Annotated in this window: 23 protein-coding genes; 5 read left to right on the top strand and 18 right to left on the bottom strand. The window is 46.1% G+C overall.

The window, feature by feature from the left end; all coding sequences use genetic code 11:
* Positions 1-10 precede the first annotated feature (10 nt).
* Positions 11-568: a DUF2244 domain-containing protein gene (locus tag ABWW54_RS01740; protein WP_353409477.1), complete on the bottom strand. Its 558-nt coding sequence runs from the start codon at positions 566-568 to the stop codon at positions 11-13.
* Between the two features lie 61 nt (positions 569-629).
* Between ABWW54_RS01740 and ABWW54_RS01735 the strand changes: the two genes are divergently transcribed.
* Positions 630-1004: a VOC family protein gene (locus ABWW54_RS01735; protein WP_353409475.1), complete on the top strand. Its 375-nt coding sequence runs from the start codon at positions 630-632 to the stop codon at positions 1002-1004.
* A 14-nt stretch (positions 1005-1018) separates the two neighbouring features.
* Here ABWW54_RS01735 and ABWW54_RS01730 read toward each other — a convergent pair whose 3' ends face one another.
* From ABWW54_RS01730 to ABWW54_RS01665, 14 genes are all read right to left on the bottom strand, one after another.
* Positions 1019-1780: a sulfite exporter TauE/SafE family protein gene (locus ABWW54_RS01730; protein WP_353409473.1), complete on the bottom strand. Its 762-nt coding sequence runs from the start codon at positions 1778-1780 to the stop codon at positions 1019-1021.
* 24 nt (positions 1781-1804) lie between these two features.
* On the bottom strand, positions 1805-5047 hold the full coding sequence (locus ABWW54_RS01725) for a C25 family cysteine peptidase (RefSeq protein WP_353409471.1): 3243 nt from the start codon (positions 5045-5047) through the stop codon (positions 1805-1807).
* 132 nt (positions 5048-5179) lie between these two features.
* Positions 5180-5980 (bottom strand): alpha/beta hydrolase, encoded by an 801-nt coding sequence (locus ABWW54_RS01720; protein WP_353409468.1) that lies wholly within the window; start codon positions 5978-5980, stop codon positions 5180-5182.
* 58 nt (positions 5981-6038) lie between these two features.
* Entirely contained in the window at positions 6039-6761 is a 723-nt protein-coding gene (locus ABWW54_RS01715; RefSeq protein WP_353409466.1) for a hypothetical protein, read from the bottom strand.
* Positions 6762-6835: 74 nt separating this feature from the next.
* Complete coding sequence (gene sigJ / locus ABWW54_RS01710; RefSeq protein WP_353409464.1) at positions 6836-7702, bottom strand: RNA polymerase sigma factor SigJ; 867 nt, start codon at positions 7700-7702, stop codon at positions 6836-6838.
* Complete coding sequence (locus ABWW54_RS01705) at positions 7699-8337, bottom strand: hypothetical protein (RefSeq protein ID WP_353409462.1); 639 nt, start codon at positions 8335-8337, stop codon at positions 7699-7701. The genes sigJ and ABWW54_RS01705 overlap by 4 nt, the downstream gene beginning before the upstream one ends.
* Positions 8338-8421: 84 nt before the next feature.
* On the bottom strand, positions 8422-9765 hold the full coding sequence (gene creD, locus ABWW54_RS01700) for a cell envelope integrity protein CreD (protein ID WP_353409460.1): 1344 nt from the start codon (positions 9763-9765) through the stop codon (positions 8422-8424).
* A 115-nt stretch (positions 9766-9880) separates the two neighbouring features.
* Positions 9881-10513 carry an FkbM family methyltransferase gene (locus ABWW54_RS01695; RefSeq protein ID WP_353409458.1) on the bottom strand — a complete coding sequence of 211 codons (633 nt, stop codon included), beginning with the start codon at positions 10511-10513 and terminating at the stop codon, positions 9881-9883.
* A gap of 85 nt (positions 10514-10598) precedes the next feature.
* On the bottom strand, positions 10599-10988 hold the full coding sequence (locus ABWW54_RS01690; protein WP_353409456.1) for an SUF system Fe-S cluster assembly protein: 390 nt from the start codon (positions 10986-10988) through the stop codon (positions 10599-10601).
* Positions 10989-10993: 5 nt separating this feature from the next.
* On the bottom strand, positions 10994-12244 hold the full coding sequence (locus ABWW54_RS01685) for a SufS family cysteine desulfurase (protein ID WP_353409454.1): 1251 nt from the start codon (positions 12242-12244) through the stop codon (positions 10994-10996).
* A gap of 31 nt (positions 12245-12275) precedes the next feature.
* Positions 12276-13607 carry a Fe-S cluster assembly protein SufD gene (gene sufD / locus ABWW54_RS01680; protein ID WP_353409452.1) on the bottom strand — a complete coding sequence of 444 codons (1332 nt, stop codon included), beginning with the start codon at positions 13605-13607 and terminating at the stop codon, positions 12276-12278.
* Positions 13561-14328 carry a Fe-S cluster assembly ATPase SufC gene (gene sufC, locus ABWW54_RS01675; RefSeq protein WP_353409450.1) on the bottom strand — a complete coding sequence of 256 codons (768 nt, stop codon included), beginning with the start codon at positions 14326-14328 and terminating at the stop codon, positions 13561-13563. Before sufC ends, sufD begins: the two co-directional genes overlap by 47 nt.
* Before the next feature lie 86 nt (positions 14329-14414).
* Positions 14415-15890, bottom strand: coding sequence for a Fe-S cluster assembly protein SufB (gene sufB, locus ABWW54_RS01670; RefSeq protein ID WP_353409448.1), 1476 nt, complete (start codon positions 15888-15890; stop codon positions 14415-14417).
* A 10-nt stretch (positions 15891-15900) separates the two neighbouring features.
* Positions 15901-16365 (bottom strand): Rrf2 family transcriptional regulator, encoded by a 465-nt coding sequence (locus ABWW54_RS01665; protein WP_353409446.1) that lies wholly within the window; start codon positions 16363-16365, stop codon positions 15901-15903.
* 225 nt (positions 16366-16590) lie between these two features.
* Here ABWW54_RS01665 and ABWW54_RS01660 point away from each other — a divergent pair, with 225 nt between their 5' ends.
* Entirely contained in the window at positions 16591-20130 is a 3540-nt protein-coding gene (locus ABWW54_RS01660) for a DUF2341 domain-containing protein (protein ID WP_353409444.1), read from the top strand.
* 17 nt (positions 20131-20147) lie between these two features.
* Here the strand turns inward: ABWW54_RS01660 and ABWW54_RS01655 are convergent, their stop codons facing one another.
* Positions 20148-20876, bottom strand: coding sequence for a hypothetical protein (locus tag ABWW54_RS01655; RefSeq protein WP_353409442.1), 729 nt, complete (start codon positions 20874-20876; stop codon positions 20148-20150).
* A gap of 173 nt (positions 20877-21049) precedes the next feature.
* Here ABWW54_RS01655 and ABWW54_RS01650 point away from each other — a divergent pair, with 173 nt between their 5' ends.
* Positions 21050-22063: an LLM class flavin-dependent oxidoreductase gene (locus ABWW54_RS01650; protein WP_353409440.1), complete on the top strand. Its 1014-nt coding sequence runs from the start codon at positions 21050-21052 to the stop codon at positions 22061-22063.
* Between the two features lie 62 nt (positions 22064-22125).
* Positions 22126-22791, top strand: coding sequence for a hypothetical protein (locus ABWW54_RS01645; protein WP_353409438.1), 666 nt, complete (start codon positions 22126-22128; stop codon positions 22789-22791).
* 75 nt (positions 22792-22866) lie between these two features.
* On the opposite strand, the gene ABWW54_RS01640 is transcribed toward ABWW54_RS01645, so the two are convergent.
* Positions 22867-23967, bottom strand: a complete 1101-nt coding sequence (locus tag ABWW54_RS01640; RefSeq protein ID WP_353409436.1) for a ferritin-like domain-containing protein — start codon at positions 23965-23967, stop codon at positions 22867-22869.
* Between the two features lie 103 nt (positions 23968-24070).
* Positions 24071-24271: a hypothetical protein gene (locus tag ABWW54_RS01635; protein ID WP_353409434.1), complete on the bottom strand. Its 201-nt coding sequence runs from the start codon at positions 24269-24271 to the stop codon at positions 24071-24073.
* A gap of 217 nt (positions 24272-24488) precedes the next feature.
* Here ABWW54_RS01635 and ABWW54_RS01630 point away from each other — a divergent pair, with 217 nt between their 5' ends.
* Positions 24489-25232 carry a hypothetical protein gene (locus tag ABWW54_RS01630; protein WP_353409432.1) on the top strand — a complete coding sequence of 248 codons (744 nt, stop codon included), beginning with the start codon at positions 24489-24491 and terminating at the stop codon, positions 25230-25232.
* The last annotated feature ends 5 nt before the right edge of the window (positions 25233-25237 follow it).

The following is a 25237-nucleotide window of genomic DNA, read 5'->3' as shown; positions in this document are numbered from 1 at the left end:
ATCGATGGACCTAAACTGGTCGGCTTTTTGTGATCAAGGGGATTTCCAAATCTTGAAGTTGCTTTCTTAGTTGTTTCTTTTCATCCAGGTTTAGAAAATCACCAATTTCGACTTGCTCATTGAGGTGATTTAGCCACAGTGAGGGTGCGCTCAATCGATGGTTATTTGGAATCTGAACTAATCTTGTGGCGCTTCGTTGCCAATGCCATTCTTGTTTTGGGAAATAGACGCCCTTCTGCAAGACAAGCGATTCATTTTCGATTGTAAGAATTTGCTTGAAATTCAGTTTCCATGAGACGTAGTACATGCCTATCCCGACGAAAAAAATTTCTAATCCTGCGAAGGGGAGCACCATCCATGCGCCCATCGCAGTCCAAGCTAAGGCGATGGTCATGTTAAATAGAAACAGAATGATAAGAATTTTTTTGTTCGCCTTCCAAGACATAGACCTATTAGGCATGAGCACAATTTGTACTTGCTCTGAGTTTGTTTGAGCCTTAATCATGGTGACGAGTGAATTACTGTTAGATAAACCGAGTTTAGCAAAGTCAAGTCGAGACTGAGTCACGACAAAGTTGACGCTGAGTTTGCTATGCTTAAACCTGGTTTTTGTTCACTAGGATCATAATATGACTGATAAAAAACGCATTGGAGCAATCGAATGGCGCGACCTTACCGTTAAGAACGCGACCGTGGTGAGTGACTTTTATGAAAAGGTAGTAGGATGGACCGCCGAACCAGTCTCCATGGGAGACTACGATGACTTTAATATGAGCCTAGCTGAAGACGGTGAAACGGTCGCTGGAGTTTGCCACGCAAAGGGGGTGAACCAAGATATTCCTCCTCAGTGGATGATGTACGTTCGAGTGGCCAATGTGACGAATAGCATTGATAATGTAATTGCATCAGGGGGCAAGGTGCTGTCTGGGCCGAACACGTTTTCAGGTGACACCTATTATGTGATTCAGGACCCTGAAGGCGCGGTGTTGACCATTTTTTCTTAGATGCATCTTCGAAGTCAGAAGACGTTTATCAAACCTGAATAGCACAGTTTTAGTGCCAAGACGCTGAGCACAGCATTGAGCATTATATTGAATTTTCGCTCATCGACTTTTAGTAACATTTTACGTCCGAATAAAGTGCCTATGAAGCCTGCAATAAGCATTGCGATCATAAGAAGCACATAGTCGGTAAAGGCGAAGCCTAAGAGCCCAAACACAATTACTTTGAGCAAATGTTGAATGACCATGCAAGCCGCGCTGGTTGCAACCAACTTCGTTGGAGAAAATGTGAATGGACGTAAGCAGGCGAGCACAAATGGCCCAGTCGCCCCAACAAACATAGTAAGCAGAGTCGAAATGCCACCGTTAATACAAAGTAATGGGACGCTTGATGCGTTTGTTTTAACTTTAGGTCCCCAAACTGAAAAGAGAATGAAAGTGCCAAGCACGATTTGAAGAATCGTGACAGGAAGAGTGATAACAAGATTGCCACCGACAATTGCGCCAATCATCGACCCCAGTAGAAAATACGCTGCGTGTAAAACGCTTATGTCTTTTCGAAGCAATCCTGCTCGACTCAGATTGGACCCGAGTTGAATTATTCCATGAACGGGGATTAAGGCTTTGATCGGTACTAACTGAGCCATAATAGCCAGAAGCATGGTGCCACCGCCTATGCCAATCGAGGCGGTAAGATACGAGGTAAACAGACTGGCTAGAGTGAGCGCAAGAGCATCAAGAATAGTAAGGGAACTAGGTAATAGACTGAGTGCATCCATGCACCGATAGTACTCTAAATGAATTTAATTTTGACCTTTCTTATTATCATCGTCAACAATCAGGTCCGCAGCCGGTAGCCCGAAACTGAGCGTGGGATCCGCAAGTGTTACCCAGTTGTAGATAACCGTTTGACTGCGTTCCCCTGTCCCTAATAATGCTTGTTTCGCCATCAATACCGACGTGCCTAGATCTTTACCTTCCTGTGTCATCAATCTAAACAAAGTTTTTGCAAACCGCTCATTGCTAGACGCGTAGCTCAGGAGCGCAGGGCCACTTAAACCAACGGCTCCGGCAGGGTTATCGGTAAACAGCCTTTCGGCTAATGATTTTACGTTTGGCGTTTCATAATAGGTTGTGTAACAAGCTAGAGGCACGATTAACGTTGGCTGCTCTGAATTAGTGAACCGATCAACCACTGAGGTCGTCAATAAGTTTTGATTGCCCCAGTTCGTTGGTGAAGCGTGGCCACTGTAAACCGTTAACGCCGGCCCTTGATTGAATCCGTCGACTAAGCGATCACGTGCGGTATTAACCTTGTCATCAGTGGGAACAGAGGTGTCCGCAAGAATGTCAGAAAAGTAAACTTTATTGACATTGTTCCAAGGCTGATCCTGATGCCCAATACGATTTTCTAATCGGTTCAGAGACGCACTGAAATTATTGAGATCTTCGTCTTTTTGGGCGATCAGTAACGCGTGTAAATTATCTTTGTTTGATCCTGTAGCGTGCCAGGCTAACGTTTTATCAACGACCAGCTTGAGTTGTTCTGCGTCACGAACCGGCCATCGACCTATGGCTTTGTCTGGCGCTCCGTCATCATTAAAATCAACGAATGGAACGGCTGTTGGTATTTGACGGTTAATGGAATCGGGCCCGGGTCGATAGAATGACGGAAGTAGATTAATCGGACGTTCATCGTTCGCGACGTTATGGCCTAGGTAGTTATAGGTGTGCCCGCCAACCAATAGTACGTAGCCGAATTCAGATTGGTTGAGGTTGTCTTTGCCGAGTGCCGATGCGTTTAAAAACTGTTTTATGGCGTTCGGGTTCTCTATCCCATCGCTGTATTTGGCGTAGATATCAAAGGCGCTAATGATTTTGGTGTTTCGACCGCCGTTAACCTGTGCTTTCACGTATCGCTTTAAATCTTCAGTTATTAGCGCAGGCGGCGCTATGACCACATAATCAATGCCTTCTAGGTTCAGATCTTGGCTATTGGTGGTGGGTGCACGCGAGATACTTGTTGGACTGAGGTATCCGGTCTCAGAAGACAGCCATATCGTCCGCTTTGTGCTTTCGCCAATTGACTTAGCCACCTTTACAAGTTTGGAATTGGCTCTTTCTAGAAGATTTAAGCGAGAAAAGTTTCCTGCCGTGTCGTAGGCATAGGCCCGTTTAATACTCTGACTAACATCATTGAAGGCTACCCATTCTTGGTCGTCAGTAAGCTCAAACTGGTGATGAACCTTGTTGACGTTATTTTGTTTGGCGAAGCCTACTTTTGCGTTAAGAAAGTAAGCTGCATCAAGGTTATGACCATTGTCAGGTATCACTTCCAATTCGAAGCGGTTTACACCGAATTGGAGTTGCCCAGTGGTGTTGGATTCAATTTTTACTGCGTCGACTTTTTCGGCATAGCCTTCATAAATTGGGTCAGGAAATGTATCTCGATTGAGGAATAGGCGAAAGTGATGATCTGGTTCTACTTCGCCATCCCCATCGGCATCCACGTTGTCGAAACTGGTGCCACCCATCAAATTTGCAATAAACGAAACAGGTTGATTGAGCTCTGCCGTGTCATCGACGTCGAACTCAAAGGTCTTTGAGCCTACTTGTCCAAACGCGTAAATTACTTCATCGTACCAAGGCGTATCTCCAGGAATAATAAATGAGTAGCCGTTTGGCTTTCCGTATCCAATACGAGTTATGTGCGTTTCGCTTATATCTTGTGCATCACCCTCGTCTGATTCAGCTGCGATTGTCGGTGCGTTTAGTACGTTGGTCACATCGGCCGAGATCCTGATGTTTGCTACGTTGCTAAATCTTGCGTCTTCCCCTTGAGGAGGCTCGGCATAGAATATGATTTCTCCACCAGCGCCGAAACGACGAGCGCGTCGTGTACTTCCCTTGACGATTCTTGGAATCGGTTTGCCAGCTTGCGTCAACGCTAAATGCTTAACCGGAAACTTGTCTAAGTTTACGCCATGGCTTAACAGTTCCTCGTGCGTTATTCGATACACTCCAGGTTCATCAATGGTTATCCAACTGTCTGGATAGCGGCGTTGTCTGCGTTCATCAAACGCCTTGATGCGCCTGTTCACTTTTCTCCACCGGTTCTTTCGGTATTCGAAACCGGCGTCATTCATCGCCTGAGCGTATTTGCTTCGTTGTTCGGTCCAATCAATGGCTTTTGGCACAGCCAGTTCGCCATATTGTTCCCCGACTTGAAACGGGCCATAGAACTCTTCGAATCCGGAGCTGGAAATTGAAGAAATACCGATTTCCGTGGGCGGTGAAGGCAATTTATTTACATTGAATCGCTTGCGGTAATGTTGAGGTTCAACTGAATCGACGGTTTTACTTGGTATTAGTTTGCGGTTGAGTTGAGTCCATTCACCTTCGATGTTTCCCCAAAGGTTAAAGCCTAAATTAAATGCTTCGCTGGCTGTTTGCCAACGGGTGCGAATGTGCCTTCCTTTTTGTTCTGACGTGAACGCGCTGAGTACCACCGGTACGGTGGTTACGTCAATACAGCTTCCTGTGGGGACGATACTGCCTGTGTCTTGGCCAGCATTATCAGTGACCGAAATGGTCCATGTGCCCGCTGGGGTTTCGCCATCAAAGGAAGACAGACTTCCCGTTGGATTGAGTGTGCCGCTAATCGCGGGAGCGGCTGAGCACTCGGTTTCCACGGCAACCCCAGAAGCATCGTCAAAGGTAGCGTCGACATTGTTTTGACTGCAGCCAAAGGTGCTCGCTGGGACACCAGGGCGATCCATCAGTGTCACTACGGTGCCTGCAGGGCTGGTGAGTGTTACGATTAAATCACCGACGTACGTGTGGGTTATATTGAGATCGAACGTTAAATCAGTGATGGCGTTGGTGTAGAAAGCCGGAAAGACAATGGAGGCGGTTGCGACTGCACCGGGCGTAGCAGAGCCCGAGCCGTCAGCGATGGCAACGGCTGGTCCGGTACCGCATGTCTGCGAGTAAGCGGTTGAGGATAAGCATAATGCTAAAATCCAAGTACAACCCTTAATCGCCATATTTAATAGCGTATAGTTTTTGATCTCTCAACCCCCAGATTTCCCAACGAATCTAAAGGTATCCTAACAAATGTCTGCGATAGAACGCTAATAAATAAGGATTTTCGGTGTAATTTTTTGTTAAAACGGTCGTTAAGCGTGATTTTGAAGCCAATCAATGACCTCACTGAGGACTTGATTTTGCTCAGGCTCATTAAAAATTTCGTGGTACAACCCGTCGTAAAGTCGTAATGTTTTGTCCGAACTACTGCATTGCGCGTGCAAAAGTTCTGAGCCTGAGGGAGCGGTCATTGTATCTGAAGTGCCATGCATGATGAGAATTGGAAGATTTATTTGATTCGCATTTTTCTTAACGGCTTCCATGGTATTGGTCATTTCGAGTAAAAAATTCGCTGACAATTTATCCTGACTCACCAGCGGGTCGTTCATGTAAGTGTCAACCACGACAGGGTCTTTACTGATCCCAGATGCATCGAGCTGTAACATTCCTGCTTTTGGAAAAAGCTTGGCTATCAATGTTATGATTCCGACCTGCCAAGCGGGAGGTTCTTGTGGGCTTCGAATGGCTGCTGCGGATAGCATAGCCCCAATAAATTTGTCCTGATGACCCAATAGAAGGTGAGCGGCGATTAAGCCACCCATGCTGTGACCTAATAAAAAAATTGGTGTATCTTTACCGATTGAGTCGTATAACGACAGCGCGGCGTTTTCAAACACAGAAAACGAGTCGACGTGCCCCCGGCTGCCTGATGATTTGCCGTGGCAGGGGAGGTCCATTGAATAAAGTGAATACCCTGCACCGTTAAAGGCAGCGGCCACGTGTTCATAGCGTTGGCAATGTTCCCCTAGTCCATGAATGAGTAGGATGGCGGCTTTTGCATCTTTTGCTGGCCAGGTTTTGTAAAACAGGCCGTTTTCGGTACGTTCGTTCATCTGCGATTCTTCGTTATATGTGCATTTTGGCACTATTGAAAAGACTTATCTACGGTCATCAGTGCCCCGAAAATAAAAATGAGCTCTTTGCATGAACTTGTTTACTCAGAAGAGGGTGGTTTCTTTGATCAACTGCTTGGTGAAATTGACGCTCTAGGGCTTTGCGGTCATCGTGTCGATCTGCGTGACGTAAAACCATGACTATATTTTGTAAGTCATTTAACAAGTTGTCTACAATATGCTGCTCAAATTTTGGATTGTCAAACGATGAGTCGAATTCTTTGAGCTTGGCTGCTTCATCGAACACCGCCAACAATTCGTCGAGTTTTTGATTGCTCTCGACCATTAGCTCTGAACAAATCTGCCAGTGCTCGTTATGCAATAGATCGTTCCACACGTATTTACTTAATTTGGCAGCGGACTTAGGCTCATGATTATGCAGTTTTAGAAACTCTTCCAAGGCCTCTGATTCACGTCCTAGTGCTCGGCATAGCGCGAAAAAGTCATGAAAACGTTCCGGGTCGCGCCCCTTCTCGAAATACGCGTCAAGCATCTCGTTTTTTTTACGTTCCAACGCCTTTTTAGCCCCAGGAAACTCATGGGCCAGCTCTGTCCATCCATCCAAACAATGAGATAAGCGAACCGCGTATAAAGCGTATGGGTCGTCGTCCAGTGCGTGGTCGAAAAAGTGTTCATAGAACTTCAATGAGTTCGCAAAGTCTCCCGCTCGAAATGCGGTCTGCGCGTCTTTGAGTACGGATAGAATGTCAGGCTCTTGCATGGAAGGTGAAGAATACGAATCAGAATCAACGTCGAAGTATAAGACTCAACTGGGCGTCACGCACCGAAATATTTTTAGAAGTTAAGTTTATCCGGATTTCGGAGTATGTAGATCCACTCGATTTCAGCATGTTGGTTGGTTCGAAGGGTGAAGATCATATTCTGGTTTTCTGTGTTCCGTACTCTAATAGCAGGTAGATTGTTGGCTACGCAGGTCTCAAAATTCAAATCCGTGCTGTATTTTGAAACAATTGAAAGCAGAACATGGCACACTTCTTCTTGTCCTACTAGTGGCCTTAGGGCGGCTCTTACTTTACCTCCGCCATCGCTAATTGCGGTTACATCCGGAGCCAGTAATTCGAGAACGTGTTGGTGATTCATGGTTTGACAGGCGTGCATGAAACGACTCATCACCTTCGAAATGTCGTGAGCCTTTGCGGTATCTGACAATGATTCGCAGTTAATCTTTGTACGGGCTCTGCTTACAAGCTTACGACACGCCGCCTCTGATTTACCCAGTGTCTGTGCTATTTCATCGTAGTCACTGTCGAATACGTTTCTAAGGATAAATGCGCTGCGCTCGTGAGGTGTAAGACGTTCCATGGCGTACAGCATCGCTAACTCGCATTGTTTTGCAACGTCGAAAGCGCGTTCTGGTTCATTAGGCGCTTGATCCATGATGGGTTCTGGTAACCATGGCCCGACGTACAGTTCTCGTCTTGCTCGTGCTGATCTTAAGCTGTCAATCGCTATACGAGTCGTGACTTTAGTAAGCCAAGCAGCATGAGTATTAATCGTTGATTTATCAACGGCATGCCACTTTACCCATACCTCTTGAACGGTGTCTTCGGCCGCGGCACGTTCTCCGAGCATGTTGTAGGCAACCGCGATGAGTTGTGGTCGGTACTGCTCAAATACTTGAGTGTCGTTTTCAATTGTCATGGCACGTAAGCAAGAGTTGAGTCATCGATTTGTAATTGTTCGCACTGTTTATCGTACCCTAACGCTCGCTTGATCAAAGGGTAAACCTGAAAACAGCTTGCTGCATAGCTGGCAGCGATGAGCGTTGTTTCGCCATGTTCTAGTTTAATTTCATCACGAAGTGGCTGCAAAGAGTCACTATTCTCCAGTACTGCGTTAGAAAATCGAAAGCCCAAGCCAACTTCCTTGGCTTGTGTCCAATCCTTGTTTAGGCAGGCTTTAAGGCCTTCGGCGGGAACTCCTAGCTCAATGCTGCGATCTATTGATAGTTGCGCACACGGGCCACAATCGCCGGACAATGTGCTGTTCAGAGCGGCTCCTGCCCAGACATTAACGTTAGCCCCCTTGAAGTCAGTCATCGCCGAAAACAATAAGAGGCGAGCGGCTGCGCTAGACGAATGTTGGTTTATGTGGTGCATATAGCTGGCGTCATAGTTATGTTGGCGCTCAAATTTTTGCAGCTGCGATCGTAAAAACCGTTGTATCATCTTGTGTCTTCCTAGTAGTTTGGTTAGTTGCTCACCCAGAGATTGAGAGAGCAACCTAATGCCTATGACTGTGATGACCCTGTGCTGTAAGTCAGTGGATTTGGTCATATTCGAAGTATGTTCATACTTTAAAGACGATATGACCTGTCCGTTTGTGACTGATTCGAGAACAAAAAACGATTTTAATGGGCGTTAAACTTCGTCGCCCTGGTTTTGCTCTTGATTTTGTAACGTCAATTGCTGCCAATTGATATTGCGCGTTGCGAACATGATGCCAGCGAGCAGAGCGAATACTAAAAGTGTTCCCATTAGAAAAGCATAATCTTCAGATTGGAGTATGGCGTACATCATGGTGTATAGACTCACAAATGCCGCCGACAGTGAAAGCGCGACGCGTGTGCTGCCGAGTGCTACGCGTAAGTAAGAACAAATCAAGAAAGTGCACACCGCGCTGCCAATTGCGTAAGCTATTTTGAATTCAATGTGTTCCGAAAGAGAGATTACGAGAAGGTAAAAAATAGCCAAAGCAGCGGCCACAAAACCGTATTGAATCGGGTGGATTGAATAGCGTCTTTGTAGTTCTAAGAGAGCAAAAACCACGAAGGTTAATGCGATAAACATAAAGCCGTATTTCAGTGCTCTGTCGGTCATCTGATAGACGTCCACAGAGTTGCCTAGGTGTGCGCCAAATTGATTGTTTTGTAGCGTGTTGGCGCATTGTTGAGGTTCTTTAGTGCATGCTTTTAGAACGCGTTCTATCGAGCTGGCAAAGCTGTTGACGGTCCAGTTTGAGCTAAAGCCACTTTCATTCACCGTCCGTTTGCTGGGTAGGTAGTTGCCAATGAAAGAGGGGTGAGCCCAAGGTGCGGTGAGAGTTGCCGACAGGTTTTGAGCGGTAGGAACAAAACCGATTTTTTTTACGCCTCGGAGGTTTAAATCCATTTTAAGATTGGCATCTGACTTCAATAAGGTCAGGGGTATGGGGGCTTCGATGTAGCTTCCCAACAGTTGTTGGGCGGTCCCAGGTTTGAAGGCTATATTTTGATCGTTCCAGGCTAGTAGAGGCTGGTTTGCAAGACCACGAATGTCCTTTATAGAGATCAGTAGCTCTGCGTTTATTAAATGTGTAGTGTCACGTAAATCGTTAGCTAGGTGTGCTGCGGAAAGAGCTATTTTTGCGGTGTAAACTGGCACATTAAATATGCCAATGTATCGTTCTTGCATTTCCAAAGAAGCGTTGATCATGACATTGCTAAATAGTCGGTACTCCGACCAGCGTCGAGTTTTTTGAATCTCGACGTACTGTTTAAGTTCTTTATCAAATTTTCGATCAATGTATTTCCTTTCAAAGCTCAGTCGGAGAACTGGACCGGCAATGAGCTGCGGGTGTGACCAGCCCTTAGCCACAGTTTGTGTCGCTTGATCACGATACGATTGACGTTCAGAAACCTTGTATTCCACCATGCTTAGCACGGCTGAGAAGATAATGAGGATGACAAATATGCCAGCGCATTTGAGTAGAGGACGGGAATTCATAAAAAGCATCTAGTTGGTTTATTTCCGCTAGAGATTAGCGCTAGAGTGCTTTTAAGAGTTTGAGGCTTTTATGAGCTTTGTGTGTAAGCCACGTGTGGGGCGGGTATTACCATGATTAATCTTTTGGAGGGATTGCGTGAAATACGTAATCCCCTTGCTGTTCGTTCGATACTAAATGCCGAATGGTGTATTCATGTTTCTCCAGCCAGTCAATGCACTGGTCTCTCTTCTGGTGTCCATGAGCGGATAGCAATATTTGTGGCCGATTTATTGAAATAAGGCGTTCAGCACCCTTAAGAAAATCGTATTCGGCCCCTTCGATATCGAGTTTTATAAAATCGGGCGCTGTATTAAGCTCATCCATGTAATCATCTGAACGCGCAGTTTTTACTTTATATTCCCCTTCCGCACGGAGATGGCTTTGTTGAGCATTGTCGGAAAAATTAGCGGATCCGTTTGAATTGCAGAGTGCAATTGAATGCACCTTAATTTGCGTAAAGCCGTTTAATAGGCAATGCCGCTCCAAGAAGTTGACGTTTTTTGGATTGGGTTCAAAACTAAGAATAGTTGCACTTTGGGGTAGATGTTTTGCAGCAAGCATAGAATACCAACCCACGTGCGCGCCGACATCCCACAGTACTGATGACCCTTGCAATAGTTGAATAAACTGTGCTTCATGTTCCGGTTCATACCGACCGAGAGCTTGACCAGGGTTGGCGGAGCCAAGAAGCCAGCGAACTCCTTTCATATGGCCGCGAGGTATTCTTAGCGACACCGCCGGGAAGGCATTGAACAGGGTTTTCGCTATCTTGGAGAGCAGAATCACAGTGTGTTTAGATCATTCCCAGTTCGAGTTTGGCTTCTTCTGACATATTGTCCATGGTCCAAGGTGGGTCGAATACCAACTCAACCTGAGCATCAGATACGCCAACGACGCTCTTCACGGCATTTTCAACAATGCCTGGGAAGGTCTCTGCAACTGGGCAGCCAGGGGCCGTTAACGTCATGGTAACGTCAACAAAATAGTTATCATCTACCTCAAAGCCGTAAATAAGGCCTAAATCATAGATGTTAACGGGGATTTCAGGGTCGTACACGGTACGCAAAGCGTCCACAATATCTGGCCCTAATTCTTCGGGCGAGCGTTGACGTAAGGCCGCTTCATCTACGGGCTTGCCTGACGGTTCGTGCGGTACGATATAAGGTTTTAATTCTTCAGTCATGATAGTTACTTTAACATCTCAACGGCTTTGGTTATGGCCGAAACTAAGGCGTCTATGTCTTCCTTAGTGTTATAAAAAGCGAGTGAGGCGCGAGCGGTTGCTTCTACGCCAAAGAATTCCATTACTGGCATAGCGCAATGGTGGCCAACTCGAATCGCGATTCCTTGATGGTCCAAGAGTGTTCCTAGGTCGGATGCGTGTACGCCGTCAATTTGAAAGGAGAGGATGCTTGCTTTGTGTTCAGCGTCGCCGATGATTTTAAGGCCTTCTATTGTCAACAGCTTCTGCGTTCCATACTCAAGTAGATCGTGTTCGTAATTCGCGATCTTAGAGATACCGAGTTCACTCACGTAATCCAACCCCGCGGCCATTCCAATGACGCCGGCAATGTTCGGTGTGCCAGCTTCGAATTTATGCGGTACTTCATTAAAGGTCGTGCCGGAAAAGCTGACTACTTTGATCATTTCTCCACCGCCTTTGTATGGAGGCATTGAATCCAAAAGTGCTCGTTTGCCGTAAAGCACGCCCACGCCCGTGGGTGAGAATATCTTGTGCCCAGAGAACGCGTAAAAGTCGCAATCGAGCGCTTGCACATCGACGTGAGTATGAGCGATGGCTTGCGCCCCATCGATTAATACCTTGGCTCCCACGGCATGCGCAGCTTGAATGATTTCTTTAACTGGCGTGATGGTGCCAAGTGCGTTGGATAATTGAGTGATGGCGACAAACTTGGTTTTTTCACCAATCAGTGCCTTGAACTCTTCAAACAAGAAGTCGCCATTGTGATTGATCGGAGCAATGACAAGCTTAATGCCAATCTGTTGTTCTAGCAGTTGCCAAGGAACGATATTAGAGTGATGTTCCATGGCTGAAATTATCACTTCGTCGCCGGCTTTAAGAAAAGCACGGACGTAAGAATGCGCCACCAAATTGATGGATTCAGTGGTGCCGCTCGTAAAGATGATTTCAGAGTCAGATGGTGCATTAATGAACTTCTGAACAGTGACCCGAGCCGCTTCAAATTGGTCCGTCGCTCGCTGGCTCAGCGTGTGAATTCCTCGATGAACGTTGGAGTTATCACGTTCATAATACTGCTTTACTTTGTCGATTACTTGGCGCGGTTTTTGAGTAGAGGCACCGTTGTCTAAATAAACCAGCTTATGACCATAAATTTCTTGGTCTAACGCAGGAAAGTCTGATCTGACTTTTGTTATGTCAAAGTCAGACGTCACGGTTTCATTAATGGCCTTATTCATCTTTAACCTACTTTGATAACGTTGTGCACTCTTAAACCAAGTCTTCTAGGCCAGAGAGTAATTCTCCAGCGATGATTTTGGTGAGCTCAGATTTCACAGAATCTACTTGAATGCGATCAATGACTTCATTCGCAAACGCAAAGGTCAGTAAGCCGCGAGCGGATTCTGCATCAATACCTCGGGACTTAAGATAAAATAAAGAACTCGCGTCCAGTTGACCCACTGTGCATCCATGCGAACACTTTACATCATCCGCGTAGATCTCTAGCTGGGGCTTGCTGTCCGATTCGGCATGACGAGAAAGCAGTAGATTGTTGTTTTGTTGGTCTGCATTGGTCAATTGGGCGTCTTCGGCAACAATAATTCGGCCTCTAAAAACACTTCTAGATTTATCGTCAAGAATTGTCTTGTAGTACTCATCGCTGGTGCAATTAGGAACCACGTGATTTACTTCAGTATGATTGTCGATGTGTTGGCGACCTGAACCTAGCACTAACCCATTCATTTCCATATGAGCGCCTTCACCCAACAGGTTTGTGTTAACGTCGTTGCGCGTCACCAAACCACTCAATGCAATGCTGTGGCTTTTTACGTTTGAGCTGCTCTGTTGATTGATAAATACGCCGCCAATGTGAAAAGCCTCGTCGGATTCCTGTTGAATCTTATAGTGGTCCACATGGGCGTTGTCGTTGGCAAATATTTCAGTGACACTGTTGCTCAGATAAATCGCGTCAGCGTTGCCGATATGGCGCTCTACAACGGTACATTTGGTGTTCGCTGCACATATAATGAGGTTACGTGTGTGGCTAACCGTTTCAGGGCTTTGAGACACAAAGAACACTTCTAATACGTCGACCAAGTTGGCGTTATTTCCTATTTGAACAACAAAGCCATCTTGTGCGTAGGCGGTATTGAGGGCCGTAAAGCCATGTTGTTCTTTGGGAAGGGCTTGCCCAAAGTGAGCTTCAACCAGAGAATTGTGTGTTTTTAGTGCTGAGCTGAGTGTGCTGACGCCATCTACGTTGAGTGCCGTTGAATGTTCGGTATTCAGAATGCCGTCCACGAATACTAATCGAGGGTTGTCGCTGGTTGGCAGTTCAACAAGCAACTCTCTAGACTCAGCAACAGAATAGTTGTGGCTTTTAAGAGCCCGCAAATTGGTATATCGCCATTGCTCGTCTCTTATTCCTGGTAAGCCGACCTCTTCAAAATGAGAAAGCGCCTTTTCTCTTGCTGTATTTAACCAGTCAGCTTCAATCGAAACAACGGCCGAATGTTGATCAATCCAACTTTGGGTTTGGTCTGCGGCAATCATCTTAGCTGGCCTCTGCGATATCTTCCGACAAGCCTTCAATCCAACCATAGCCCTCAGCTTCGAGTTTTAACGCAAGTTCCTTATCGCCAGATTTAACTATTTTTCCGTCTGCGAGGACGTGTACAAAATCTGGAACAATATGATCGAGTAAACGCTGATAGTGAGTGACGACCACCATGGCGCGTTCTGGAGAACGCAGCGCATTGACGCCGTGCGATACAATTTTAAGCGCGTCGATATCAAGCCCCGAATCCGTCTCATCAAGCAGTGCTAGCTTGGGCTCGAGCATGGCCATTTGAAGAATTTCGTTGCGTTTTTTCTCTCCACCAGAGAACCCTTCATTGACTGATCGTTTTAAAAACTCTTGTTTCATTTCAACAAGAGCGGCTTTCTCACGAATCAATTTTAGGAAGTCACCCGCGCTGATCTCGCTTTGCTCATTGTATTTTCGAATCGAGTTTACGGCGGCTTTCAACATCGCCATGTTGCTGACACCGGGGATTTCGACAGGATATTGAAACGCCAAAAAGATGCCTTCGCACGCGCGTTCTTCGGCTTCAAGTTCAGTGATATCCTTGCCTTGATACTCGATTGAACCACTGGTTATTTCATAGCCATCACGGCCGGCGATCACGTTTGATAGCGTGCTCTTGCCTGCGCCGTTCGGTCCCATGATCGCGTGAACTTCGCCGGCTTTAACTTCTAGGTTTAGGCCTTTTAAAATAGGAGTGCCAAAAACGCTGGCGTGTAAGTCTTTAACTACTAACATTGCTTTTTACCTTAATGCTGCCGATGCCGAAACCATGAACGAGAATGAAAGGTCCTAGTTTGGTGCGGTATCGGTGAATTTAATTCTTAACCGACGGCGCCTTCTAGGCTGACGTCTAATAACTTTTGAGCCTCAACGGCAAACTCCATGGGCAACTCTCGGAATACCTCTTTACAGAATCCGTTTACGATCATTGATACAGCTGCTTCTTCTCCCAACCCTCGTTGTTTCAAGTAGAACAGTTGATCCTCCGAGATTTTGGACGTGGTTGCCTCGTGCTCTAAGTTCGCGCTTGGGTTTTCAACTTCCATATATGGGAAAGTGTGAGCTCCGCATCGGTCGCCCATCAGCAATGAGTCACACTGAGAAAAGTTTCGTGCATTGTCTGCGCCTTTGAGCACTTTAACCAAACCACGGTAGGTGTTTTGCCCGTGGCCAGCAGAAATGCCTTTAGAGATGATCGTGCTGGACGTGTTTTTGCCCATGTGAATCATTTTTGTGCCTGTGTCGGCTTGTTGCTTATTGTGAGTCAACGCCACGGAGTAGAACTCACCCACTGAATGATCGCCTTGTAAAACAACACTGGGGTACTTCCAAGTGATTGCCGACCCAGTTTCTACTTGGGTCCACGATATTTTGGAATTATTGCCTTTGCAGATTCCGCGCTTAGTTACGAAGTTATAAATACCCCCTTTGCCATTCTCATCACCGGGATACCAATTTTGGACCGTGGAGTATTTGATTTCAGCATCAGTATGGGCAACCAATTCCACCACGGCCGCATGCAGCTGATTTTCGTCTCGCTGTGGCGCGGTGCAACCTTCTAAGTAGCTTACGTAAGAGCCTTCATCAGCAATAATGAGAGTGCGCTCAAATTGGCCTGTGTTCATTTCGTTAATACGGAAATAGGTCGAAAGCTCCATGGGGCACCTTACTCCCTTTGGTATATACACGAACGAGCCATCAGAAAAGACCGCAGCGTTAAGGGCTGCGTAGTAGTTGTCTTGAGTCGGGACGACGCTGCCAAGGTACTGTTTAATTAATTCTGGGTGTTCATGAACCGCCTCTGAAATTGGCATAAAGATGACGCCAGCTTCGGATAATGTCTCACGAAAAGTGGTACGAACCGACACGCTGTCAAAGACCGCGTCGACGGCGACATTCGCCAGCATTTTTTGTTCTTCGAGTGGGATACCGAGCTTTTCATACGTTTCCAACAACTTAGGGTCTACTTCATCCAAGCTGTTTAGCTTTGGCATCTCCTTAGGAGCCGAATAATAGGCGATATCTTGGAAGTCAATTTTTGGGTAATCAATGTGAGCCCAGTCTGGCTCTTTCATTTTTTCCCAGCGACGAAATGCCTTTAGCCGATACTCCAGCATAAACTCAGGCTCACCTTTCTTAGCTGAAATGCGTCGTACGATGTCTTCATTTAAACCCGGTTCAAACGTGTCGGATTCAATATCGGTAACGAACCCTTCTTTATACTCACGCTTTACAAGTTCTTTGAGCTCTTTATTGGGCTCGTCGAGAAGGTTCTGTTCTAAGCTGTGATCAGACATATTAAGTTACCTACTTACTGATTTGCACCGGGATGTTCCCGATTTGAGTTACGTCTTGCATGGTTGCCATCGTCTGGACTTCTCGGCTTTTAACAAGGTCGTCTAAATTTTTACTGTCTAAGAACTCGAAGAATTGCTGACTTAAATTTGTCCAAAGCCCGTGAGTTAGGCAGGGTGTGCTGTCACTACAAGAACTACCACCGCACGCCAAATTTATTTTCTCATCGGCCGCAATGAGGATGTCAGCAAGCGAAATCTGTTTGACTTCTTTGGCGAGCATATAGCCGCCTTTTGCTCCACGTACGGAATTCACTAACCCTGCTTTTCGTAAGCTACGAAAAAGCTGTTCAAGATAAGCCAACGATATTTTTTGACGTTCAGCTACGTCGACGAGAGACACGCAATCGAGTTTGGCGTGTAATGCCAAATCCATCATTGCCGTAACAGCGTATCTGCCTTTCGTAGTGAGCTTCATAATCCGGAAGTGTATCTCTTTGAGTGTGAAACCTGAGTGTTTTACTCGGGAATCGGAGTATAAGAGGCGCAAACCCACTAATCAAGGGCTTTTCGGCGTGTAAACTTAAGTAAATTGTCGAGTTTGAGGCTGACTAAAAATCGAACATTGCCTTATAATCCGCGCCAAATCACAAAGTGATTTATAAAAATTTAAAAACGAGAAGGAATTAAATAGGGGTGGGCCGTGAGTAGTTGGTTGAAGGTGTTGGGGATTTTAGTGATTTCAGTGTTTAGCCTTGAAGGGTTAGCGCAGTCTCGTCTACCGATTTCTATCTCAAATAATGTATTGCCGGTAACCACTCTCACCGACTATACGGTAAGGTTGGACATTAACTCGACGAATGCTCCTGGTTTTGACTTCAGTAATAATGGCGATGACCTAATCGCATGGAATTTTGACACCACATCGCAATTGGACTTCTACGTAGAAAGTGTCGACCCAGTCACGTCGACCGCCGTAATCTGGGTTCGAGTGCCCAGCGTTCCTACGAGCCCCCCGGATACCCAAATCTTTCTCGACTACAATCGGGTCGATGTCATGACACCACTTAGTGATGCCGCCAGCACGTTTGTTAACGCGGGTCTAAAGTATCACAGTCAGCCACATGTGGCTGCCGACCCCGACCCAGCAACCAGCGCAGCAGCTCATAGTTTATTTGATTTTAATACCGTTACGTCAAACCCTAATTATGGATGTACGGTATTGTCTGAACTGGTGGATGATCACAGCACCATATTCACTCAAAACGGCGACTTCGGCTTGTCAATTTCAGGTCAGTTTATTGTGCCTGCCGACGCCCTCTATGAATTCCGCTTGGGCGCTGATTTCGGCTTAGGTGGCGAGCTGACAGTTGATGGAACCCCTTTAGAAGAGGACTGGGGTAACGATCTATGGTGGGCTACCAATTTTGCTAATGTTGATGTCCTACAGGGTGATCGGTTGTTAACCGCAGGGTCGCATACGATTAGAGCGCTCGGTTTTGAGCGGTGTTGTGATGGTAGAGCTGAGCTTGAGTATCGCTATGACTCGGATGGTGACGGGCTATTGAGTGATGAAACTTTTCAAAATCTGACGGCAGGTTCACCCGGTTTGACGCTTTTAGCGCCTTCCTGCCCGGTTGCTCAAGTAACGTTTGGAACCATCACCACGGTTCCAGTCACACTTGCCAAATTTCAGAGTTTTAAAGCGGGACCCTTTTTGAAGCTAGAATGGGAAACGGCTGACGAAACGTTTAACGTTGGGTTTAATATATGGACGTTGGAAGGGGATCAAGATGAGTCCCTGAGGCAACTCAATGACGTTCTAATACGAAGTGCTAGTTTTGATTCAATTGATGTTCAGAGCTACCAATGGAGCTACTATTTAGATCGAGAATCAAACCTTGATCGTGTGGTTATATCCAGCGTAGACATCAATGGAAAGCAGGAGTTTTTTGGCCCCTTTGATCTTGGGGAAGACTACGGTGAAGATTTCACACCACAGCCGATTGATTGGCAAAGCGTGCACAATGAGTTCGTGGGTAAAATGCAAGCGCGTGGATTTCGATGGGTAAACAACCGCTGGCGTAAAAAGCGATTTGTCTCACCAGACGCTGACAGAGTTCAGGTGGGCGTTAAAACCAGTGGTGTTTATCGGGTTACCTACGAAGACCTTTTGGCGACAGGTGTTGATTGGTCGAACGTAAAAAGAGCGGATATCGCGGTGAGTCTAAATGGTAAACCCATTCCGAGGGCAATCTACGCTCCGAAAAAACGAGGCAACAACAAGTCGAGACGGCTCTTCGGTCCAGGGAGCGCCATAGACTTTGTCGGCATAGAGCCGAGCGGTGATCTTTCAATTTATCAAGATGAGCGATTTTATCAGATTCATATTGACCCTAATTTGGCCCAGAAAATTCGAAGCGTACGACGTAACTCCGAAGACCCTCAGGCATGGCATTATGAGCGTCAGGAACTTAACGTCGACAATCAACACGTCATTTTCAGTCCGCTACAGTCCCCTTGGGTCATGGATCTGATGTTTAGAATCGCAGAGCCCGTCAGTCAAGTTTATGATTTCACATTACCTGAACTGATCGAAGGGGTGGAGGCTAAAGTAAAGATAGAATTGGCCGGAATAGCCAATGCTCCTCTGCAAGACTTTGATAACGATGGAGCCTTAGATCCGCATCATGCGATTACGGTTTTGGTCAATGGCCAAGCGGTTGCTACTGAGGTGTTTGAAGGGCAACGAGCTAGGAATATTTCTTCAAGTATCCCCGCGGGTGTACTAAATAGTGGGGTGAACCAAGTTGAAGTTAGGGTAGAGCATACTGGCTACGATTTTGATGTCGTTGTAGTTGACACCGTTGCTCTTTCTTATCCTGTGTCGAACCGCAGTACTGGCGCGCTGAGGTTCACAGATGATGGGCGTCATGCTCAAGGAATCGTCTTTAAACCTAAGCCTCGGAAAGGGCTGATCGCTTACGCTTTTCGCGCTGACCACAACCTTATCAGACTGAAGCCTGTTCGAGCGAAGGAGCTTGGTCGTAATCAATTTACAGTGCCATTGGTTGCGGGCGGTGAGAGTCGATATTTTATTGGACATAATAGCGATTTGTTGATGCCTAGCAGTGTTGCGGTGGTAAATGGTGGTTTGGGTATTTTTGTGTCAGATGTGGATCTATTGATCGTCAGTCATCCTCATTTTATTGGTCCAGATTTAGAGCGGTATTCACAAGAGCGTCGCTTGCAAGGCATTGAAAACCAAATCATTAGTACAGCAGATATCGTGAGTCAATATGGCAGCGACATCCCGCTACATGAAGCAATTCAATTGTTTTTGAGGTCCACTGGCGATAGCGTAGAATACGATCATGTGTTGTTAGTGGGTGGACACACTTTTGATTATCTTAATAAGCAGAATACACAAAGCGTTAACTTTATCCCTACGTTTTATCGTCCAATAGGAAGTTCCAGATTTACTCCAAGTGATCAACCATTTATTGATTTTGATGGTGACGGATACCCAGAAAAGTCAATCGGTCGTTGGCCCGTACGCAGTCTTGATCAAGTAAAGTCTATCGTCGATAAAAGCTTATTATGGGCAAACGGTGAGACTGACCGCGGAGCAGTCGGCCACAACGTGTTGCTATTGGCTGATAAAAAGCGCGAATTTGATTTTGGATCAGACTTAGATGCTCATTTCGCGACTCTCAAAAGCGTTAATATCAACTCCGCAGCCAGAGTTTACATAGATCAAGTATTGCAAGACCCGCTATCAGCTAATGCCTCGGTCAATGAGGTTGTACAGAAACGAGTTCAAGACGAAATCAAAAATGGTGCGACATGGACGTTTTATAATGGTCACGGGTCTCCAAATGCGTGGTCCTACTCTCAAATGTTAACGGCCTCAAAAGTATCAGATCTGGAAAACGAAGGGTCACCCATGTTGATAACTTCCTTGGGCTGTTACACGACGTATTATGAGAGCACAACTCACAACTCTTTGGCTCTTCAATTGATGTTTTCTGAAAATAATGCCGCGATGGCGATACATGGGCCATCTGTTGTGGGCGGATACGAAAACCAACGAGAACTGGCTGAGCTCATTGCATCTGAAATGAAGGCTGGGCAGAGTGTTGGAAGGGCAATACAGTTAGGGATGAAACGACTGCCTTTGAATTACCGTACTGCGATTAACAATTGGGCGTTGTTAGGCGACCCAAGCCTCCCCGTGCAATAAGCATAAGAGAAACTCGATTAGTCGTTAGAGTATATCACTCGAATTTCTTTATAAGCTTTGTTATTGGATTTTCTAATATTGGATGGTCCTTGATAGTATGTAAGCCGCTTAGTGTTAGTGCTGTAGCCGAGTTCAATTGGAGGGACCAGTAGGCGTAGAAACCGATTTGCTATGCGCATTTTAAATACAGTGAGCCCGTTTCTTTCAAGAAACTTCACTGAATCAGTTTTTTCAATATCGACTTTCTCGACTAACATTTTGAACGTTCTGCCTCTTTCTGGAACCACTAAGTCAATTTCAATCGTTTCTCCTTTGCTCAGCTTCGGCCAAGCTCTGTCGATCGCGTTAAACATTCCTGCATTTACAACTGCGGTACTGATGTTTTTTGGCTCGAAGGTTTTGACGGTGGATTTCTCGGCGTTGATTTCGGTGTAGGTGATGCTCTTAGATTTCCTGTTCACGCGCTTTTCAATGCCTAGACCTGGCTGCTGAAACACATAATTTGCTGCAAAACCGGCATTAAAATTTACTGTTCTTTGGGCGATAACCTGCCCATCTATGTCTTTGTAAGTGGTGTGCATGCTTTCGTTAAGCGGTGTCTTATTGAATACGTGGAACTCCCTGTAGATCAAGTCATTTGTTTTTACATCGTAGACCTCACCAACGGACGTCAATGTTTCGGCGACAGTAGGAGTCATTTTGAGGATCATCGCGAAAGCGAATACTAGGGTCGTCAGTTTTTTCATTCGAGGAGTCTATCGTGGCTTAATGAACGTCATGTGTTTTAACGATTGAGGTATTTCGTCTAGTCCATATATTTTATTGTGATCAGTGTCGAGGGGCGTAAACTATAAAGGACAAAAGTACAGTAAGTCCTCTAAAGTACTGATGGGCTTGCGTTTAACGAATAAGTGGCCATATGGAATTTGGGTGTTTTTTTACCATGCAGTCTCCGGATATGCGGACATCGAGTGAGATCTATCAGCGGGGAGCAGAGTTGGTTTTAGCGGCTGAAGAATGCGGCTTTACAGGAGCATGGTTGGCTGAGCATCACTTCACTTCATACAGCTATTTATCTAGCCCGATAACTTTTTTAGCTAATCTGGCAGCTCGTACGAAGACGATACGTCTGGGCACGGCGATTACGCCGTTACCAATGCATAACCCTTTGCTTATCGCAGAGCAAATGGCAACGTTGGATGTGTTGAGCGACGGGCGAGTTAACGTTGGGCTGGGTAAAGGATATCAGCATTATCAATTTGAGCGCTTGGGCATCGGATCGGATATTTGCATGGAGCACTATAAGGAATCCGTCGAATTGGTTTGTAAGGCGTTAGAGGGCAAACCGTTTGAATTTAGTGGGGACCACTTTCAAGTGCCTGAGACGATCATTTTCCCCCAGCCTCTGCAAACGAAGCCTCCCGTATGGGTGGTTGTCAATACCTCTGTTGCTGAGTCTGTGGAGTTTGCTCTCGAACGAAATCTCAATGTATTCACTGGTGTCCTTGAGCCCTTTTCTAAATTGAAAAACATTGAGAGTGCCTTTCCGGAATTAGTTAGTAGAGCAGGAGGAGCGCGCATTGGGACTCATCGTCCCGTGTTCGTTTCGGAATCAAAACGTGAGATCAAGCGTGCGCTTGATGAGGTTCGATGGAATGCCAGAGTTAGTGTTAGCCAACGTTTTGATTTTGGTGAAGTTGATGGCGGTAGAGTGGTCGAGGTGCCGTTTGAGGGCGAGCCTGACGATGAGCGAATGCTAGAGGATTACGTGATCTTTGGCTCTCCTGAGCATTGCATTGAGAAGATCAAGCATCTGCAAGACGAACTCAGTTGCGATCACTTTAACGCCAGTTTTTGGTTTGGAAGATTAGACCAAACCAGTGTTTTGAAATCTATGAAGGCATTTTCTGAGCATGTTATGCCTGCCTTTTAATTGGCCAGTTAGTTGGTGGCTTTGTTGGACCAACTTTTTTATTCACAATTTGGAGAAATATAATGAACCCCATTACTCGAGAACACCTAGAAGACATCGCAGACAGACTTGTCGCTACGGTAACAAACCCTGCATTTTTGACGGAAGTGGAACAAGTGCATAAAGCAGGAGATCATGATGCGCAATACGCTATTGCTGAAAAGATAAACGTAGACTCGCTTGCTAAAGCGGGTGTTAAAATTCCGCAGGGGTTTAGAGCCGTCCCTCGAACCTTCGAAGACCCAGCATACGCAGAGCAAAATGGAGTGCAATCTATGGGGAAAGAACCCGGATCTAGTTCGGGAGCAGCAGCGCCTGAAACGTATGACACAAGTTCCTGGGCTGAATCCCCCTTAGAAGGACAGCCCGAAAAGAGACTGGCCCCAGAAGAGATTGGCAATGCTATTAGGATGGGCATGAGCCGTATCGCAGACTTTGTCACCACGGAAAATTTCCAAAACTTACTTGCTGAAATGTCGGAATTACCGCCAACAAGTCGGCCAGCGTTTGTGTTGGATGTCGTGTTAAATCAGCAGGAATTAGAGAGTAGAGGCGTCGTGGTTCCTCACGACATGATGATACAGCGATCTACATTCCACGATGGCAGGCCTACCTTGTTTTGCGTTTCCGCGCTCACTGCGTTGGCGTACCCCTGGCGTAAGGTCACGTATACATTCGATAATGACTAGCTTGGTCACACTGGTTATTGTTTAATGAAAGGATGGGCAAACGAAGTTTCGCCCATTCTTCTTTCCTGTTATGCCCTAGTTTGCACTCGTTTGACCATTGAGCGCTTTGAGTAAGGAGATGCCTTGCTGCGATACTATTTCGCCAACGACATCAAGCACGTCTTCTTCCTTGCAAACCTGTTCGACATCAAGCCAGCGGGCATAGATTGGTCGAGTTCGTTCCGTGATTATCCCCGATTTCACCAGCGTACGAACTAGCACTCGAAAAACGTTTCCTTGCTGTTGCATTTTTTCTCGCTGAGAGTCTTCGCTAAATAGAGATTCGCACTCCTTGCTAATGATCTCCCAAGGAAGACCATGCTTGGCGAAAATTTGTTTGCGTTCCTTAATGTTCATGAGGTTTAGTAACAGTTTTTCAAAGCAATGAGCGGCCCAATCCTCAAGTATTATGTGTTCGTCGGGCGTTGTGTTAGGTACCGTTCTCGCCGCCCATGTTTTGCCGAACTTATGATGAAAAGTTTCATCGGTCATCACCAGTTGGGTTAAGCGTTTAAGGACTGGATCATTGGTTAGCGCGTGAATTACAGCAAACATTCCCATGGCCAAGCCTTCGACCAGAATTTGCATGCCTATGAGTTTTTTATACACTTCTGGCGCGCATACAAGTTCGGTTAGTAATCCTCCTAGAGCCGGGCCTGGTTCTAACGGAGTCGCCCACCGTGCCTCAATGTAACGCGTAAACGCATTAACATGTCTTGCTTCTTCACGAGCTTGATTGCTGGCGTATTCTTGACCACCTGGATCCACCAACGTGTTAGTCAAACTCGAGCATAGGGATAAAGCCGCTTGTTCGCCATGCAGCAAACTGGAAACCATCCAATGGGCGTTATCGTTTGCCAGTGCAATTTTTTGACTATTGCTAAGTTGCCGAATACTTGGCGTATCGAATTCAGGAAATACCTCCATTGGCAACACGAGCTGAGTCGTTAGGTCAAAGGGGGATGAAAAGTCTATATATCGATCGTCCGATGGGTCCCAGTAGTGGCTGTGTGTTCCGGATATTAACTTGTCGAAGACGTCGGTTCGTGCACCGTAACGTTGGGCCGAAAATTGCGCGCTGTGATCGCCAATCTTAAACGAAGCAAAGATCGGGTCATGGTTAATTTCTTTGCTCATAAGGCTTATAAAATTAGTAAATTGATATGGTAAAAGGCACAGCGACTATCAGGGAATGATCGCTGTGCCAGTACTGCTTTACTGCTTATGTGTGGTGTGGATTTTAACCAACCGAAGCACACACCCCGCAGCCTACTGATGCGCACGCACTGTGCGTTGCGCCTTCAGCTGCTGAGGTTTGGTGGATTCGTAATGCGTTGGTATCAACTCCCGCTTTTTCCAGTGTTCCTACTGGGTCCTTGGTGAATTCCTTGGTTAGTCCTGCTTCGCGTACTTTTTGTAACGCTTCTGCTCCTGTACTCATGATATTAGCCTCCATATAGCTAAAAAATAATTATGCTAGCTAAGAATTTAGCTAACGCAGTTACCCTAGGATTATCGTATTTATTAGTCAATAGTCTAATTGTCGCATTGCGCGCACCATCACGAGTGTCTATTTTGTATCGTAAGAAGCGTTTCCGACTATCCCGTTGATTAGGTCGGATCTAACCCTAATACCGAGAATAAGGAAGTTTATTACGATGAATTATACGCGAGAATATTTTGTGAACTTGGCGACAGAACTATCGGAGATTGCCAGTCACTCACACGTTGTTAGTGAAATGGTTAAAGTACGAGAAGCGCCAGATCATGAGCGTATTAGTTTGGCAACGGCCGTATACCCAGAGGAATTGGAGAAAGCTGGTGTCGACGTCCCCTCTACATTTAGAGTCGCCCCAAGAACGTTTGAGAAACCCGATCACGCGGTATCAAATGGACCCCAAAACTTAGGTGTTGAGCCTGGTTCTGAGGAGAAAAGGGCTTGGAGTTCTTACGGTTCAATGGACGTCGATGCCTACGATAGATCTGCATGGGGGGCAGAAAGTGAACCGTTACCTGACGCACCAGAGGACACCGATGTGATCCGCAATACTGTTTACGGAGCGGTGATAAAGATTGCGGATTTTGTGCTCGACAGCGCATTTAATTGTGTGATCGGCGAGTTGTACTCTTTACCTGAAGATGACCGCCCTCAATTTGTTTTAGATGTACTTCTAAATTCAGCCGAACTGTCTGAACGAGGTGTGGTGGTGCCTGAGCGGATGAGCATCCAAAGATCGACGTTCTATGATGGTCGGCCAACTCTTTTTTGCATAGCGCAAAAAGAAAACCTCGCCTATCCATGGCGGAAGATCACCATTACATTCGATAATCTTTCGGACGTCATAAAACGAAATGAAACCGCTCGGTTTGACAACGTGATTCCGTTGAGTCTGCAGTCCTGAAATAG

The sequence above is a fragment of the Arenicella sp. 4NH20-0111 genome (genome assembly GCF_040366405.1).
Classification (GTDB): domain Bacteria; phylum Pseudomonadota; class Gammaproteobacteria; order Arenicellales; family Arenicellaceae; genus Arenicella.
The sequence above is the reverse complement of the archived record's forward strand: the minus strand, read 5'-3'. Positions and strand labels throughout refer to the sequence as shown.